The sequence below is a fragment of the Thalassotalea marina genome, from assembly GCF_014656435.1.
In the GTDB taxonomy this organism is placed as follows: Bacteria; Pseudomonadota; Gammaproteobacteria; order Enterobacterales; family Alteromonadaceae; genus Thalassotalea_C; species Thalassotalea_C marina.
Genome location: NZ_BNCK01000003.1, coordinates 189,153 through 206,327, shown reverse-complemented (window position 1 = coordinate 206,327; position 17,175 = coordinate 189,153). Strand labels below are relative to the sequence as shown.

The following is a 17,175-nucleotide window of genomic DNA, read 5'->3' as shown; positions in this document are numbered from 1 at the left end:
TACTAGCAATATGCTATCTTTATCTATACTTAGTTAGTAACAATTCATATTTGTATTGCTGTTGAACGAGTGAAAACCGTAAATACCAACATGATATCCTCTATCACTTTTATAGAGTAACGACGAATAGAGTATTTGGGTTATTCAAATGTGAATGCTGAACGTCAGTAACAGCAAGCTCTTCCGTAGAAAGGACGCTAAGATTGAAACGATGGAAAAACCTTAGTATTAAACACAAAATTTGGGCTTTGGTTACCGTGCCTTTAATTGTCATTGTTTTTTTTACTAGTCAAAAAATTGTTTCTATAAATAAGCAAGTTGCCGATCTGGAATTGGCAACTTGGCATGTCGATATGTTGAGCCAATTAGCCTTATTGCACCAACATGCTTTTGATATTCGTCACGCAAACTCCATAGAAGCTCAGGCTGAGTTCATCAAGTTATTAGAAAACGCCAAAACATTAGCTGATCAACAAAAAATGTATGCATCAATAGGCCCTTTGGTTGAGCAATATCGGGATGCACATGAATCACTGATTGCAGAGACTGATAATGAAAGCCGAGTTGAGTATGTCGATTGGTTAGTCGAAACCTATCAAGAAATGTTGTATGTCGTGGAAAAACTGGTGGTCAATGGCAGTTCAACCAGTGTAACCAGCCATTTAAATGCGCTACTGCAGTTAAATTGGGTGCAGTTCTGGTCGAGTGAAGAGAGGTGGCAAACACAGTTGTATTTAACAGATCTCGAAGCAAGTGACGAAAGTTCGAATTTACATGGTGAACTTGCGCGAGCGTTAAATCAAAAACAACAACTTATTTTTGAACGTTTTATTGTGATGAATGCTGAGCCGAAGCAAGTTCAATTAATGATAAATGTGTTTTCAAATCCAGCCTTTGAACAAAGCCAAAATTTTCGAGAACTTATACACAATTCACCGCGTGCCTCCATTTCTTCCGACCAAATTGACGCTGGCTTAAAGGCCATGGCTACTCGGGCTCAATTGTTTGAGCAGGTTGCCAATGTCATCGCTGAGCAACTAATTAATCAAGTTCAAATGGAAGCTGCAAGCTATAGTCAGCAAAGACTGTCCATGTATCTGATGATCACATTAACCTTTTTGTTACTTGTGTTTGCTGGTGTAAGCCTAGCACAACGTATTAATTTGAATTTACGCTTGGTGTTAGATTATCTGTCCAAAGATGAACATGATGAGCAATCGTTAACTGAGCAAATTGACGGTCATGATGAATTAAGTCGATTTGCATATGAAGTAGAAAGGCTAACCGACGAACAAGCTCAGAGCAAAAAACGTTTACTGGAGGCAAAAAATGAGGCGTTAAAAGCCAAAGAAACTGCCATCCGTGCAAGCAGAGCTAAAAGTAGCTTTTTGGCCAATATGTCTCATGAAATTCGCACCCCACTTAATGGAGTGATTGGGATGTCTGAAGTATTAGCCAATACACAACTAAATGCGATGCAAAAAGACTATCTAGATACGATTGAAACCTCATCTCAGCTTTTACTTTCTTTGATCAATGATATTTTGGACTTTTCTAAAATTGAATCAGGTAAATTAACGGTCAACGTGCACTCTACAGCGTTGAGAGAAACGGTTTATGATATCGCTGCGATTATTGCTCCAAAGATAAAAGAAAAGCGTTTAAATTTGCGTGTAGACATAGATCAAAGGTTGCCTGCCAGAGTGTTGGCCGATGATCATCGTATTCGTCAAGTGTTGATGAATCTAATGTCAAATGCCGTTAAGTTTACTCACCAAGGTTGCATTACTATTTCACTTGATTATCAGGGCATACATCAAGGACATGCAAAAGTTGCATTTTCAGTCGCAGATACAGGCATTGGCATAGACAATAGTCAGCTTAAACAGATCTTTCTCCCGTTTGAACAAGAAGATGATTCAATTACACGTAAATTTGAAGGTACAGGTCTAGGGCTTGCAATTAGCCATCAATTAGTAAGTTTGATGGGCGGAGAATTAATTGTTAGCTCGGTAAAAGGTCAAGGCAGTTATTTTTCTTTTACATTACCGCTCTCGCCGATAGAACAAGATTATCATTATATCAATAAGCCCGATTTTTCAGCTCTTTATGTGATATCACCACACGAGCATGTAACAACCTGTTTAACTGAAACAATCAATTACTTTGGTATGCAAGTGACCGATTTAGTTGAACGTGTTGATGAGTTTTTGCAATTGGTTGACGACAAGGCTTTAGTTAATCAAAAAATGATAGTGATTTATGTCGTTGACGAACAGCAAGACAGTAAATCTGTACAGCGTGACCTCATCCGTTTAGGGCGTGACAATCATTCAGTGTGTTTAGTCCGACATCTGTCCTCTGAACTAGGTTTTAATATTGATATTGCCGGTTTAGTGACTTTTCCTTTGTTAGGTAATCGGTTACTAAAAGCATTAGAGATATGTCAGGAACGCTTAACTGTCGATTTTGCTCAAGCAACGACGATAGAGACAACCTCGCCAGATTATAACAACGAAAAAGTGGACAGATTAAACGTATTATTAGTAGAAGATAATCCGATTAATCAAAAAGTTGCATTGTTATTGTTAGAGCGGGCGGGTTACCAATATCAAAAGGCGAATAATGGCCAAGAAGCAGTGGATCTATTTCGTACCTCGCAAAATTTTGACGTGATATTAATGGACTTAATGATGCCAGTTAAAGACGGTTTTGCCGCTAGTCACGAGATTCGAGAAATTGAACAACAATTAGGTTTAAAACAAACTCCCATAATCGCTCTAACCGCAAGTGTACTTGATGATGACATACAAAAATGTTTCGATTCAGGGATGAATGCTTATATTCCTAAACCCGTTAAAAGTGAAAAGCTTTACAGCGAAATAGAAAGTTTAACTTGCCCCTAACGAAAAAAAGCCTGCAAATGCAGGCTCAACTAGATAAAGCTCATGTTTTTTAATGGGAGAAAACAGTGAACTCTACGTTGTTAAAGGCGCTGTAATCACTAAGCTTAATTGTCCATTCACCTGCTTTTGGCGTATTGATAATGATCATTTCTTTAGTGCCTATGTTTTCTGATAAAAACAGATTAACTGGTTCCTCTGTCCAATAGTCATCGTCAAAAGACCAATAATTGCCGTTATCTGTTTCTGGTTCATTGGCGGCATCAGCATGTTCAGCTGTAATATCAACTTCACCCGTACCACCACTCGTTGCAATATATAAAACATTAACCCCTTCTGGTACTTCCAACACTAACACTAGAGGTTGATCATTTTCGTTGAAGCTAATAGTTTCTTGAATCGCCAAAAAGCTTTTGTCCGAGTTGTTTTCATCACTGTTATCTTGGTCACCATCATCTGGTTTACTGACCATGCCAGACGCTGGTTCGTTACCGGCAACCGCATTGTCAATCCAACCTCGTAATGCCGCTACATCAGCATAAACACCGTATTTATCTTCCAATGCACATCCGTCGCCCCAGCTAACTACGCCCACTTGAACAAATTCATTGCCTCGTTGAAAAACAAGTGGTCCGCCACTATCGCCTTGGCAAGAGTCTTTACCACCCTTTTGTAAACCCGCACAAATTTCGGTGTCTTGAATTATGCCATTGTAGGCTTCTGCTTGGTTACATACTTCATTTGAAACAAAAGGAACTTTAACTTCCATCAGTTTGTCTGGGCTATCGCCATCCGAGCTTAATGTTCCCCAACCTGATACATATAACGGAGTACCAGGTGCGATTGTTGCGTCGAAAAAGCTTTGATCAGCAAGTTTTATGACAGCTGAGTTTTCGTCTGTAATTTTTGATTTTAGTTTTAATACCGCAATATCTTTTGATAGATCAGGGTATTCTTGATTGGTGTAGGTTTTATCTACTTCAATCGCTTGTCCTGAACCATCAGACAGGCTATGTGCACCAACCCTGACTTGAAAGCCTGGATTTTCTCCGTCTACGTCTTCAAGACAATGAGCTGCTGTTAATATTAAGTCTTCAGCGATGATAGAGCCGCCACAAAAGTGACCGCCACTTAATGTTTGCAGTGACACTTGATAAGGTCTTGAATGGGGTTTTGTTTCAGAACCACCTACAATACGAATAGTATCTGAAAACTGTTGTGACTTTAGCTTGGTACCCGCTGGATTAGCTAATACAGAACAGCTAACCATAATGGCAATTGCAGTTATTGATTGTTTTAACATATTTATTCCTCAATAGAGAGTGTTGGGTATTTGCCTTCTAGCGAGGACATTATCGACAGCAAACTTAGCGCCTTGGTAGTAGTGAATTACTTCAGCGTGTATCAAGGTGTAATGAGTAAATTGGGCGAATACCGATGAAAAACTGGTGCTGGTGATTAAGGTAAAAGGCAAAACTGTTTTATTGGTTGTTATTAAGGACGCTAAGCTCTCTACAAGCAGCTACAATTAGATACAAATCGACAAAAAACGCAGCTAGTTTGCGCCACAAAGCTAAGGCATGCTGAGCCTTGGCGTACTATTTTCAGTGAAGTTCAGCGAAGTTTAGATTAATGCATAACATTTTTTTTAGAATTTATATGGGAATGTTACTTGCCATTGTCAGTATCGCTTTGGTGGTTGCAGTCTCTGGGTATGCCGTTAGTAAATACAGGATCAATGATCACATTTATCAATATTACAGTGGTACCTTTAAGTTAATTGGTGAAGGTGTTGCTCGTCATAAAAATCAAGAGCGTGAACAGTGGCTATCGGCTATTGAGCGCTTAAGTGGTTTAGATATTGAGATCCATCGATTTGACGAACAGTTATTATCCAAAGGACACCTAGGTAAATTAATCAATGATAAATTCTTATTTCTAGTTGATAACCAGCTAGTGACGAGTCGCGCCTATATTTTATTACCAGAAGAGCAACAATATTTATCTATTCTTGTTGATGATTATGGTACTTCTTTGGTCAGGATAAGTGCTTTTTTAATGCTCAATGAACTTGGGCGACACCGCAACGAAGCTAAACTGAGTGCGCTGAGTCATTTAAGATCTTTGTATCGCTACCCCATTGCCTTAATGGAACAGTCTGAAATAAAGACTAGTGCCGCCAATTTACGCAGTATCAAAAAAGGTGAGGTCACGGTTGTTTTAAATATTTCTGGTGCCACTGAATCAAATATGATGGCTTATGCACCTATTGGTAACAGCCGTTATGTCTTGCAGTTAGGGGAAATCCCCCTGTTTGAATGGTTGCCGCTTTCACACCTTATCGCTGTGATTTTATTTACCTTAACCATGATGGCTGCGGCTATTTTTTATCTTGTAAAACCATTGGAGAATCGACTGGCCGAAGTTGATGATAAAATTGTCGCTATAGCACAAGACCAAGAAATTGTTGCTAACATTGGCAACTCCCCTGATGCGATTACTAAACTGTCCAATACTGTTGATAGTATGGCAAATCGGATCCAACGTTTGTTGATTGCTCAAACCGATATGGTTAGAGCTATTTCACATGAACTTCGTGCGCCAATTACTCGCATCAGGTTTCAATTAGCGGTGATGCAGGATGAAGTAAATACTGAATCACACGCCAATGGCATCGAAAAAAACTTAGACGAGTTAGAGCATTTAATTGACGAGGTTTTAACTTTTTTAAAACTAAAGAGTTGTCAGCCAAAGCTAAAAGCAGAGGCCACAGATGGCAAAACTTTTCTTACCTATTTAGTAAAACAGCATGCCAATATTAATCCCGATATCAATATCACCATGAAATGTAAGGCTGCAGAGCCTTTAGTTGCTGATCGGCGATATCTTTATAGAGCAATCGCTAATTTATTGATCAACGCACTGAAATATGCCGACGCGAATGTAGAAGTCGGTTACCGAATTCAAGGTCAGCGCTTTCAAATATGGGTAGCAGATGATGGCCCAGGTATCCCTGTTGAACAAAGAAGTGAAGTGTTTACTCCTTTTAAGAGATTAGATGCAAGTAGAGCTCGTCAATCTGGGGGATACGGCTTAGGCCTTTCTATTGTTCAACAAGTGGCGGTATGGCATCAAGGAGAAGTCGAAATTCAAGAAAGTGCTCTTGGTGGTAGCTTGATGTTATTTAGTTGGCCAATACCGTGGAGTGAAAATGACCAAATTTCATAACGTTTGCATTTTCATGGCTATGTTGTTGTTTGGCTACTCAGCAAGTGCTGATGAATTTGACCGACAACAAAAAGAAAAATCAGTAACATCGCTGACGGATAAGAAGCGTGATGCAGAAATACTACAGCTAATTGATCAGCTCGATAAACAGTTAGATGACTTGCCAATTGAACCAGTAAAACGTACTGAATTTGACAAAACACTCAAAAATACTAAAAAGCCTATAGAAAAGGGTTATCAAGAGCTACTGCTTGAGGACAATCTAGAGGCACTTGATTTAGAAACAACGTTATCGTCAGAGCTTAAGTTATTGGAAAACTTTGCTACCGAAGATGATATTGATGATATTTCAAATCAATCAGGGCAAACATTGCTCAAAAAGAATATTAAAACAAAGCCAGGGAACATCCAGAACAAAGAAGAATCGATCATTAACACTCTTGATGGCAGCAATTTACTCAACGTTGATAAGGAACTAGAAAAGCTTGAGAAAAAATTACAGTTAAAAACCAAAGTAAAAGGGCCGCGTATTGATGAAGAATAAAGCCGCAAGTTACTTGTTAACACTTATTATCACTTGGCCATTTGGGTTTAGTACTGCTTTGTACGCCAATACTCAAACCAACACACACGCTAGTGCAAAAGAGCAGCTACAACAGGCTATTGTTAATCGAAAGTCAGGCAATTTTAGCCACGCGATTGGTTTGTTAACACCGCTTAGAGCAATCTATGTAAACCATAAAAGGATCAACATAGAGTTAACGTTAAATTACATCAAATTAAGACAATTTGACCGAGCAGAACAGCTAGTATTGCACCTTGAATCTTTACCGTTAAGTACAACGGAGCAGAGCGTGGTTGCAAAGTTAAAACAGGTTTTATCTGCTCAGTTAAAGCGCAGTCTAACGACCCACTCCTTCACGGTAAACGCAGTTTCGGCTGTTGGTTTGGATATTATGCAAAATAAATATCCTGTTTATATTTTTGATGATACTGCCCAAGAAGCTGAGTTTTGGTCTTTAGATGAAGAATTAGACGATGTGTGGTTTAGTAGTGAATTTGTCTATGTGGATGATGGCTTAGATGAGCAATTTGATGTGCGTGATCAAGACACAGAACGTACAGAAGTTAGCTATTTTAGCCAAGCACTAGAAGCGAATTATCGATATCGTCCTGCGCAATTTCTTACCTTGTTTGAGCAACCAACACAGTTGGTTTTTGATGTGGATGCAGAGCTCAAATATAAACAATTTGACCGAAAAGATAATGATCGATATTTGAGTTACAACTTAGATAGTTCCATCTACCTATTGCAAATAGATCGATGGCTGTTGGAATTTAATACCATGGCGCGGTTGGATTATGCCAACAACGAAAAGCTGGTTAATAAAATGCGTTACCGCCTTGCGTTTAGCTTGCCATTTTCATCTTCTAAGTTGAAATTCGCTTACGACGTCACGCAAAAATACTATCGCAATACTCTCAGTGATTACAACGCAACGATTCATGCTCCTTGGATAGAATATACCTATATATTTTCTCCAGAAATTCGCTTGCAAATTGGCAGCAAATTTCATCGCCTAAATGCCCAAGACAACTTTCTTTCATACCAAAACAAACAAGCCTATTTGGCCTTGTATTATTTTCCATCCCCCGATCTGGTTTTTTATAGTTCCTATAATCACTATAAGCTTCATTATGAAATCGACGATCCTGAAATTGTTAATTGGTCAAATGAAACAAAACGCAGTTTAAGTTTAGGTATTAAATATCAATACAACAGCAAAGTGTCTTTTTCTTTATCGGGCAATATTGGTGATAACCGCATTGAAAATATGATGGGTGAAGATAACTGGCAGCGTATTGAAGCAAGTTTTGATTATCGATTTTAATCGGAGATGAAGGTAATGAGAAATATGAAGTATTTATTGTGCTTAGTTTTATTTACGCTGCCTGCATTGGCTGAGCAACAACCTGTTATTGAATCTCTGTATGGAGTAAAACTGCTCGATAATAAGGTTGCTATTAAAGTGAAATCTAATGGCTGTTCTACTAATGACAAATTTAACTTACTGTGGTCAGCGCAGCAGTTAATTATTGTCAGAGAAAAGCCCGATAATTGCAGGCGCATGCCACACTTAGTTTGGCTGACATTTGAGTTAAAAGATGCAACTTTCCCTTTTGTGTTACAAAACCCAATTGTAGGCTACGAATTATAACGACTAGGAATTATCCAATGCCAAATACAGTAGTCATCATCGATGATGATGTTGAATTAACGGAGCTTATTAGCCAGTATCTGACAACTAATGGCTTTGAGGTGCATTGCTTCCATCATGGCGGTGATATAGAGCTTATAATTCAAGAGTTTAATCCAGATGTTATTTTATTAGACTTGATGTTGCCGGATGTTGATGGCTTAACTATTTGTAAATCTATTCGAGATAGTTTTGCTGGTGTCATCATCATGTTGACGGCTCTTGGTGATGAAATTGATGAAGTCACAGGGCTAGAAGTAGGTGCCGACGATTATTTAGCAAAGCCGGTTAAACCTCGAGTACTTTTGGCCCATTTAAGAGCTCAACTTAGAAGACAATCCAAGTTGATGCCAACCAATAAATCTCCGTCCATTAAATTTTATGGTGAGCAAATAGTCATTGATAATAGCAAACGTGTTGTAACGGTAAACGAACAACAGGTTAACTTATCTAGTGCAGAGTTTGATCTATTGTGGCAACTGGCGTTAAAGGTAGGTGAAATCATTAAGCGCGAAGAGTTACATGAGCAAATATTCCGATTACCTTATGATGGTTTAGACCGCTCCATTGATCTTCGAATATCCCGAATTCGCAAGAAGTTAGGCGACGATCCAAAAGAGCCTAATATTATAAAAACGGTAAGAAATGTTGGTTATTTGTTGGCGTTGTAATAAAGCTAAAATAGTCAGCTGTAAAAACGCAAAGTCAGCAGTTGTTATCAGTGCAATTCATGCTCGTTCTACTGGGAAGTAACACCTACTGTAAATATTTATTCGTTCTTTTGTTCACACGTTTAATTGTTAGGCTGCAAAAATAAACAGCCTAGTATTGTGATTAAATGGTTAGCCTTTGTTGCTTTAGGAAAATGCTATTACGTTGAATTTATTGCGAAAAGCTCTGCTGGGGGCTTTGTTTTTTGGTAAATATTTTATTGGTTATTTTCCAGCCTGAGTTGAGTTTTAATAACAAAAAGTAGTCAGTAAATACTCTGTTTTTAGTGGTGATGGTCGCTTTAGCGATAGCGGCATCTCCTGTGATATCAATACTGAGAATTTTTCCTACGCGGTCGTTGGTTTTACCCGGTTCGAAGCCGCTGATGTAGTTCACCCCTAACCAGCGTTTAAATTCACCTTGATCGTTAACAAACTGCAGTTCTAACGTCGGAATAAATGCCTTTTTAATTAACTCAGGCTGACCTTGCGAGGTGCCATCAAAATACCACTGAATCACTTGTTTAATTTGTGCAACATCATCGTTTTTGCCATCAGAGGCAATGACACTGAATTGGCACAAAAGTAGGGTGATCAATAATGTTAGTCGCTTCATGTTTTCTCCTAATTTAACTTGTATTTTCTCTTTGTTCGGTGTTACTAATGAAAAAAGATTGTGATGCAGGTTTTTATGTTAATGGCGAAACTATACTAGGTCGTTAACATGACATGACCAAAAGTGACTTTTTATGATTTCCTTTTTTATCAATAACTTATGTTCACGGAATAAATGACCTATGCACTGGAAGATAGGTGAATACAGCTTCAATGCAAATACCAATGTATTAACACTTAACGATCAGGTAACGATACTTGAACCTAAAGTGGCGGATCTGTTACGTTTTTTTTGCCTCAATCCACAACGAGATATCAGTCGTGATGAGTTAATGGAACAAGTTTGGCAAGGCCATATTGTCAGCGACAGTGCGATAAATCGAATTATCGTTAAGCTAAGAAAAGCATTAGGTGATAATGACAAGATAAAACATTTTATTGTTACCGTGCCTAAAGTAGGTTATCGCTTTGCTGCCAGTGTCTCAGTGATTGAACAAACGCCGTTAACAGACGCGGCGGTTTTGACTGAACATAAGAAAAAATCACCACTGGTTATATTTCCCGTTATTTTGCTAATTGCTATGTTAGTGTTGTTGGCTTTTTTTCTCTTCCCGTTTGGCGAACAGCAACTTGAACAACCTGAGCAGCAAGCCAAAGTTTCGCCATTGTTACGTTTATCGATGACACAATCTGAAGGTGCTGTATCAACTAACGGACGGTTTTTAGCTTTTGTTGCACCGAGCAGTCATGGCGCTTATCAACTGCATGTTAAAGACACTATTTCTGGTGTGACTCATTCGGTTAGTCCTGGTGAAGGTGATGCCACAAGTCCCTATTGGACCGACGATAATAGTGGACTGTATTATCTTTATTATTCTGAACGAGGCTGTGAAATTCATCTAGTTGAGGTGGAGCAAGCAAGTTTTAATCTGCCTAAAGTGATATATGACTGTGGTTGGCATGACATTAAAAATGTGCTGTATCATCCACCAACAAACGAGTTAATCCTTGTTGAACGCAACAAAATGTATACACCGTTTCAAGTGTTTGGCTTGTCGTTAGACGACAAACAAAAGCGAAAACTAATTCAGCCCGAGGCAGTTGGAATAGGTAACCATTACATTGATCGTGACCGTCAATCGAATAAATTGTTGCTATTACATGACCCTATACCCAGTAAAACTGCGCTATTTGAACTTGATTTAGATAAAAGCTTAGCAACAAAAATTCTCACCTTACCTTATAACGTTACATCGGCGTTATGGAACCATAATGCAACTGGGGTTGTGCACCCTAGTGAGCACCCTTCTTACCACTTAATGGAAACCGATTTAACGACTGGCAGAGCTAAATTGCTGGTCACGGATTCTAGGCGAGTGGCTGATATTAATCGAATGGCAAATCAAAAGGATTATTTGTTTACCTCCTACATCTATAACCGGGATATTCGTTTAAATGGCGATATCGACCCGTTAACGAACTCGTCGGTCATGGACTATTTACCGTCACTGTCACGCGATGGTTCAAAACTGGCTATTGTTTCAAAGCGAGATGGTTACAGTAAGGTGTTTATCATGCAAGTTGGTGAACAGTCACTCACTTCAATTGAGCTGCCAGATAAAGGGCGGCTGTTTTATGACCTGGTATGGTCATTTGATGATAACAAGTTACTGGCTAACACTAATCAAGGCATTATTGTTTATGACTTAAAGCAACAGAAAGTCGAGCAAGTTTTTGATATGCCTTCAACCGTTGTTGGGGCGGGATGGTATGACTTTAATCACATACATTACAGTGTAAAAGAAGATGAGCAATGGCAAGTTGTGGTTGTTGATCTTGATGGAAAAGTAACGCAAAGATTAGATCGTCAAAAAGCCTTCTTAACCGCTGATTATCATCAAGGAAAATTAGATTATGTTTGGTTTGATCAGACATTATCAGCAAGTTGGCGAGAAAAGCCTTTAACAAATACTCACTGCGGACATGTGTTAGTGAGATATAGGTTAAGTTATCAATTGTCTGATGGCGTTGTGTATTGCCGCAGCCGAAAAGAAAGTGCCATTTTACGCATCGATCAAAACGGTAGCGTCACAACTTACCAACACACTGAAGGAATGCCTTATCATTTTAGCGTATCCAACGGTAATTGGGCGACATGGTATGTTTCTTCCAATGTGAGTGACTTGATCCGCACCAATTTTTAACGAGAAATCATAAAAAGTCATAAATGTTCATGATTGAGTAATGAATAAGGTGTGAAAACATCTGATAGTGCTGCTGACAGTTACATTACAGGAGCTATAGATGCACACCATTAAACTTTTTATTATCGTACTCTTATTCACAACTGGCTTTATTCATGCCAGTTGGGCTAATGATAAAGTGTTATTCATTTTGTCTGCCGATAAACATGGTTATTATTTACCAGAAGTCGTCGCCCCCTTTGAGCATATTAAAAAGCACGGTTTTGATATTGAGTTTGCTAGCCCAGGAGGGAGTGAAGGATTTCCTGCTGCTCTAAACCGACTTTCCGAACAAGAAAAAGCGATTTATCAAGGCATGTTATCAACAACTAATATTAAAACACCAAAGCCGCTAGTCGACGTGCGGGCTGACGATTATGTTGCCTTTTACGTGCCAGGTGGATCAGGCCCAATGTTCGACTTAGCTCAACATGCTGAGCTAAAACGTTTATCGTTAAGTTTTTTAGCACAAAACAAAATTATTTCCGCTGTTTGTCACGGTCCTGCCGCGTTTGTTGATATTAAAAATGAGCAAGGTAAATACTTGGTTGAAGGTCTTAAGATGACGGCAAAATCAAATGCCGAGGAAGGTAGTTGGCCGAGAGAAAACTACCCGTTTTTATTGGAAGATAAATTTAAAGCTCAAGGCGCTTACTTTTCATTTGCTGCGCCCGATGAGCCATATGTCGTTTTTGATCAAGGTATTTTAACTGGGCAAAACCCTAAATCGGCTTTGCCAGTGGCTAAACGTTTGATCGAACTTTTGCTAGATAAATAAACCTCAGTAAAAGAAGCCTGATAGCAGCAGGCTTTCTTTATCCTATTCTATACATGCACTTATTTCGCGGGTGCAAATTCATTGTTATGCACAGATCTTGTTTTACCCATTTGCAATAAACTCGGTAAAAATATCAAGGTAAATACTGTACTAACACTCATACCACCAACAATTACAGCCGCAATACCGCGGTATAGCTCTGCACCCGCACCTGGGATCACTAACAGAGGCAACATGCCACAAATACTGGTTAAGGTACTCATTAAAATAGGACGTAACCTTAATCTTACGGCTTGTTGAACAGCATCATGTCGAGAAAGGCCTTCACTTTCACCAATTCGCGTTTGGTACACCAATAAAATTGCATTGTTAACCACTAAACCTAGCAAGATAACAAAACCTATCATGGTTAATAAATCTAGCGGTTGGAATATAACGAAGTTAGTCATTTGTAATAACGCAAAGCCACCAACGGTTGCCAGTGGAATGGTTAACACAACTAATAAGCTGTCTTTGAATGAGCGGAATAACGCTGACATTAACAAGTACAAGATGATCAAAGCGAGAATAAAACTTTGACTCATATTGGCCAGTGCGGTTGTTAACGCCTTAGCTGAGCCTCGATAACTCACCGAGCCATCTTCTGATAATTGCGCCATAATAGCGGGCTCTGCTTGTTCTTTAATTCTATTGATAGCTTCTTCTAAACTCACTTCATCAGGTGGAGTCACCTGCAAAGTAATTGTACGTTTGCGATCAACACGTCGGATTGAACTAGGTCCTGCGGTTCTGACTACATCAACTAATTCACCTACAGGTTGCACACCTGCTTGTGGTGTAAACAATGGAATTGATGCTAACTCCTCGGGAGAGTCCCAATCGGTTGAGCGTAAAAATACATCTAAACGTTTTTGACCATTAAAATAGTCACCCACATATAGGCCTTGTCCTAAAGCGCGAGAGATAGAGGACATTTGCTGGCGAGTCCACCCCGCTTCTGCCACACTGCGTTCATCTGGGATCATTCTAAGCTCAGGCTCTGCTAAAGATAAACCTGGGGTTGGTTGAACTTGTGCACCGGGCAGCGCCTGAGAAACAGCACCAAAGCCAACTCTGGCGGCCATTAATAATTGGTCAACTTCATTACCTTGGATGTCAATATCGATGCGTCGGCCACCACCTAAATTACCAAACAGCTCTTCTTGAGAAGCAAAAGCTATGGTATCTGGGAAGCCAGCTAATACTTCACCATTAATGACGTTGACAATATCTTTGATGTGGTCGGCGTCTTCTGCACGGCCACCCATAAAACCAAAATTGCCAAAAAAGCCCAACCATGAATGTTCTATTTTCGGCTGTTTTTCACCTTGCAAATACGGCATTAATCGACGGTTGATTTCGTCGCTCATTTCTACGCGTGCCGCTTGATAGCTTTGCCCAGGCGGTGGCAGTAAAAAGGCGTTAAAAGAGTTTTGATTGCCCTTAGGTAAATAATCTACTTTGGGAAACAATAAATAACTGCCAACAAATGAAAACAACATTAATCCAAATACCCATGCATAACGTTTGGTCGGCGTAGAGGTAATACGCATTACACCATTGGTGATATTGTTCCACCAGTGTTCATGTGGATCGTCTGAGTTGATTTCTTTTAATAATCTTCGCGCTGCTGTTGGTAATACTGTGACTGCGATTAATAGCGAAGCCACAATAGCAACAGCTATGGTGATGGCGAGATCCGCAAACAATTGTCCTGATACTTCTTCCAGAAAAACGATAGGTAAAAAGATGGCAACCGTGGTTGCAGTTGATGACATCAGTGCACCCCAAACTTGGGTTGTACCTTTTAGTGATGCATCGTGTGAATTTTCGCCTTTTTCTCGCAGCCGAACAATGTTTTCAAGCACCACAATTGCGGCATCTAACACCATACCTACGGCAAAGGCTAAACCTGCCATGGAAATAATATTTAACGTGCGACCGGTACTGTACATCACCACTAAAGTGACAATCAATGAAATGGGAATTGATAAACCAACAATTAAAGTTGCGCGGAATTTTCTTAAAAACCACCAAAGTACGATGACCGCTAAGAAGATACCCAACATCAGGTTGTTTTGTACCAAACTCATTGAGCGGCCAATGTAGATGGTTTCATCGTACATTTGAATAAGCTTTAAATTGGCGCGTTTAAGTGGTCCTTCATTTAATTCGGTCATGGCGGCTTGCAAACCTTCCATCACCTGCATCACATTAACACCTTGCTCAACTTGCGCGTTCATTGCGATTGCTGGCTCGCCGTCTAAGGTGAGAATGCCAACACGATCGGCTAAGGTTAGTTCTACATTGGCAACATCTTTAAGTAAAATTGGCTGTCCATCTCGCCAATCCAATACCATGTTTTGTAATTGTTCAACCCCGTATTTACCGGAAAAGCGAAGCGTATATTTACGTCGACCAATATCATTAAAGCCACCGGAAGTATCATTATTTTGCGCTAAGGTACTGGCGATAAAAGGAATGTTTAACCCCAGTGTTGCCGCTTTATAGGGATCAAAGGTAATGCGTAATTCTGTTGGTAGGCCACCAAATGCATTGGTTTGAGAAATGCCTTCAACACGTTCTAAACGGGTTTGAATAACTTCTTCCACGTAATCTTGGTATGACACTATGTCACGGGTATTGCCCTCAGTCGGCTTTAACGCAAACCATGCAATCGCTTCAAAAGTGCTGGCACCACCAACAGCAATCACTGGCTCAGTGGCATCAGGTGGGTAATTGGGGACTTGGTTCAGTGCATTCATGACATCAATTAATGCACGTTCAAGGTTAACGCCGGTTTTGTAACGTAAAGTAATGCTACCACGTCCTTGATTTGATGCAGACTCAAGTAGCTCTAAGCCTTGTAAGCCCTTTAGTACATCTTCTTGACGTTCGATAATTTCTGCTTCTATTTCTTCAGGAGCGGCGGCACGCCAGCTGGTAGAGATAACAATTTGTGGCTGGCTGATGTCAGGTGTTAATTGTATGGGAAGCTTAAATAAACTGATTGCACCAAATAGGGCAATAAGTAATACCGCGACGACAACGGCTGTGGGATTTCTCAGTGATGCGGTAGTTAGCGTCATTATCGATTACCTGCTGAGTCGCTGCCAGAAACCAAGGCTTGGTTATTCTGTTTGATGTTGACCGCCTGACCAGGCTGTAATCGCTCAGCGCCTCTAATAACAACTAATTGACCAGGGCGAACATCGCCTTGCACTTCGACTAATTGTCCTTCGCTAATGCCAATCGTCACTGGGATCTGTTTAGCTTTATTCTCTGCGTCGATTATAAAAATACTGGTCGCATTGCGTCTTAGCACTAAGGCGTCTCGTGGCACTGCGGTTACTTGTTTGCTAGCGCCGTTAGCTACAGCGGCTTTAATATCTAAACCAATTGGCCAGTCAATTGCTGACATGTCCAGCCTGACTTCCATTAAATGTGAACGTGTATCAGCAACTGGAATAATGGTTTTAATGGGAGCTCTGTTTTCACCAAGTGGTGATTTAATTAATAAGTCGTCGCTTTGTTGTAAAAAGCGGTATGCGGTTAATGGTGCAAATAAAGAGGCTTCAACATTGGCCGTTTCTACCAAACGAATGATGGCATTGCCGTTATTGACAAACTCCCCTTGGTTACGCAAGCGCTGAGCAACAATACCTTCAAAAGGGGCTTTTAATTCTGTGTAAGCAAGGTCTTGTTTAATTTGTGCCAATTTTGCTTGTTCAGCGGCTAAGTTGGCTTTTGCTCTTTGGTAAGAAGATATCGTTTCTTCTAGTGATTGTTCGGCAATTAATTTTTTATCGACGAGTGCTTTTTTTCTTTTTACTTCTGATTCTTGGAATGCTGCGGTCGCTTTTGCGCTTTCTGTATTGGCTTGAGCTTCATGTAATTGCAGCGTTAACGGTTGAGGGTCTAGTTTTGCAATGACTTGTCCCTTTTCAACATGAGCGCCTAAATCGGCAAGCATGATCAGTCGCCCTGACACTTCAGCGGCAATTTGCGAATTGTTTCGGCTGACCACGGTACCCGTTACCCAAGCAACAGGAGATAATTGAGTTTCTTTCACCTCAGTCACATTGACATTGGCTGGAAAGCCTTGCCTTGCATCACTGTGCGGAACAAAAAAAGCAAACGATAAACAAACGGCGACGGTAGCAATGAACTGCTGGTGAAAATTTTTCATGATGATTGAGATACTCTATATTCCGTTAACAAAAGTGTATGCTAACTTAACAAAAATTCCTGTTTATTCTTGCTGGAGTAGACCTGCATACAATGAGTTTTATTACTTAAACACGATAAGGTTTAACAATGCAATAAAACTGCTGAGTTAGTTTTATCCAGAATAAAGAGTGCACTAGCGTGTGAGATGTTGCAACGTGCTTTCGTCAGCTC

General features: G+C 39.9%; 12 protein-coding genes. 8 read left to right on the top strand and 4 right to left on the bottom strand.

The window, feature by feature from the left end; translation table 11 throughout:
* Positions 1-203: 203 nt before the first annotated feature.
* The gene (locus IE199_RS07380; protein WP_189768762.1) at positions 204-2,906 is read left to right on the top strand and encodes a hybrid sensor histidine kinase/response regulator; all 2,703 of its coding nucleotides are present in this window, start codon (positions 204-206) and stop codon (positions 2,904-2,906) included.
* Between the two features lie 49 nt (positions 2,907-2,955).
* Here IE199_RS07380 and IE199_RS07375 read toward each other — a convergent pair whose 3' ends face one another.
* A complete protein-coding gene (locus IE199_RS07375; protein ID WP_189768760.1) occupies positions 2,956-4,206 on the bottom strand; it encodes a serine protease in 1,251 nt (416 codons plus the stop codon).
* A 329-nt stretch (positions 4,207-4,535) separates the two neighbouring features.
* Between IE199_RS07375 and IE199_RS07370 the strand changes: the two genes are divergently transcribed.
* Genes IE199_RS07370 through IE199_RS07350 form a run of 5 tightly spaced genes read left to right on the top strand, consistent with a single transcriptional unit; the run spans position 4,536 to position 9,060 of the window.
* Positions 4,536-6,131 (top strand): ATP-binding protein, encoded by a 1,596-nt coding sequence (locus tag IE199_RS07370; protein WP_189768758.1) that lies wholly within the window; start codon positions 4,536-4,538, stop codon positions 6,129-6,131.
* Positions 6,115-6,675 (top strand): hypothetical protein, encoded by a 561-nt coding sequence (locus IE199_RS07365; RefSeq protein WP_189768756.1) that lies wholly within the window; start codon positions 6,115-6,117, stop codon positions 6,673-6,675. The genes IE199_RS07370 and IE199_RS07365 overlap by 17 nt, the downstream gene beginning before the upstream one ends.
* Entirely contained in the window at positions 6,665-8,023 is a 1,359-nt protein-coding gene (locus IE199_RS07360) for a hypothetical protein (RefSeq protein ID WP_189768754.1), read from the top strand. The genes IE199_RS07365 and IE199_RS07360 overlap by 11 nt, the downstream gene beginning before the upstream one ends.
* Positions 8,024-8,047: 24 nt before the next feature.
* Positions 8,048-8,350: a hypothetical protein gene (locus tag IE199_RS07355; RefSeq protein WP_189768752.1), complete on the top strand. Its 303-nt coding sequence runs from the start codon at positions 8,048-8,050 to the stop codon at positions 8,348-8,350.
* 17 nt (positions 8,351-8,367) lie between these two features.
* Positions 8,368-9,060 (top strand): response regulator, encoded by a 693-nt coding sequence (locus IE199_RS07350; protein WP_189768750.1) that lies wholly within the window; start codon positions 8,368-8,370, stop codon positions 9,058-9,060.
* Between the two features lie 211 nt (positions 9,061-9,271).
* Here the strand turns inward: IE199_RS07350 and IE199_RS07345 are convergent, their stop codons facing one another.
* Positions 9,272-9,715, bottom strand: a complete 444-nt coding sequence (locus IE199_RS07345) for a nuclear transport factor 2 family protein (protein WP_189768747.1) — start codon at positions 9,713-9,715, stop codon at positions 9,272-9,274.
* Positions 9,716-9,896: 181 nt separating this feature from the next.
* Between IE199_RS07345 and IE199_RS07340 the strand changes: the two genes are divergently transcribed.
* Together IE199_RS07340 and IE199_RS07335 are read left to right on the top strand one after the other, a co-directional pair.
* Positions 9,897-11,918 carry a winged helix-turn-helix domain-containing protein gene (locus IE199_RS07340; RefSeq protein ID WP_189768745.1) on the top strand — a complete coding sequence of 674 codons (2,022 nt, stop codon included), beginning with the start codon at positions 9,897-9,899 and terminating at the stop codon, positions 11,916-11,918.
* Between the two features lie 100 nt (positions 11,919-12,018).
* A complete protein-coding gene (locus IE199_RS07335; protein ID WP_189768743.1) occupies positions 12,019-12,735 on the top strand; it encodes a type 1 glutamine amidotransferase domain-containing protein in 717 nt (238 codons plus the stop codon).
* A 59-nt stretch (positions 12,736-12,794) separates the two neighbouring features.
* Here the strand turns inward: IE199_RS07335 and IE199_RS07330 are convergent, their stop codons facing one another.
* Positions 12,795-15,863, bottom strand: a complete 3,069-nt coding sequence (locus tag IE199_RS07330; RefSeq protein WP_189768740.1) for an efflux RND transporter permease subunit — start codon at positions 15,861-15,863, stop codon at positions 12,795-12,797.
* The gene (locus IE199_RS07325) at positions 15,863-16,963 is read right to left on the bottom strand and encodes an efflux RND transporter periplasmic adaptor subunit (RefSeq protein WP_189768738.1); all 1,101 of its coding nucleotides are present in this window, start codon (positions 16,961-16,963) and stop codon (positions 15,863-15,865) included. Before IE199_RS07325 ends, IE199_RS07330 begins: the two co-directional genes overlap by 1 nt.
* Between the last annotated feature and the right edge of the window lie 212 nt (positions 16,964-17,175).

Coding starts and splice junctions, on each gene's coding strand:
- IE199_RS07375 (WP_189768760.1), bottom strand. CDS start 4,206: ATGTTAAAACAATCAATAACTGCAATTGCCATTATGGTTAGCTGTTCT.
- IE199_RS07370 (WP_189768758.1), top strand. CDS start 4,536: ATGCATAACATTTTTTTTAGAATTTATATGGGAATGTTACTTGCCATT.
- IE199_RS07365 (WP_189768756.1), top strand. CDS start 6,115: ATGACCAAATTTCATAACGTTTGCATTTTCATGGCTATGTTGTTGTTT.
- IE199_RS07360 (WP_189768754.1), top strand. CDS start 6,665: ATGAAGAATAAAGCCGCAAGTTACTTGTTAACACTTATTATCACTTGG.
- IE199_RS07355 (WP_189768752.1), top strand. CDS start 8,048: ATGAAGTATTTATTGTGCTTAGTTTTATTTACGCTGCCTGCATTGGCT.
- IE199_RS07350 (WP_189768750.1), top strand. CDS start 8,368: ATGCCAAATACAGTAGTCATCATCGATGATGATGTTGAATTAACGGAG.
- IE199_RS07345 (WP_189768747.1), bottom strand. CDS start 9,715: ATGAAGCGACTAACATTATTGATCACCCTACTTTTGTGCCAATTCAGT.
- IE199_RS07340 (WP_189768745.1), top strand. CDS start 9,897: ATGCACTGGAAGATAGGTGAATACAGCTTCAATGCAAATACCAATGTA.
- IE199_RS07335 (WP_189768743.1), top strand. CDS start 12,019: ATGCACACCATTAAACTTTTTATTATCGTACTCTTATTCACAACTGGC.
- IE199_RS07330 (WP_189768740.1), bottom strand. CDS start 15,863: ATGACGCTAACTACCGCATCACTGAGAAATCCCACAGCCGTTGTCGTC.
- IE199_RS07325 (WP_189768738.1), bottom strand. CDS start 16,963: ATGAAAAATTTTCACCAGCAGTTCATTGCTACCGTCGCCGTTTGTTTA.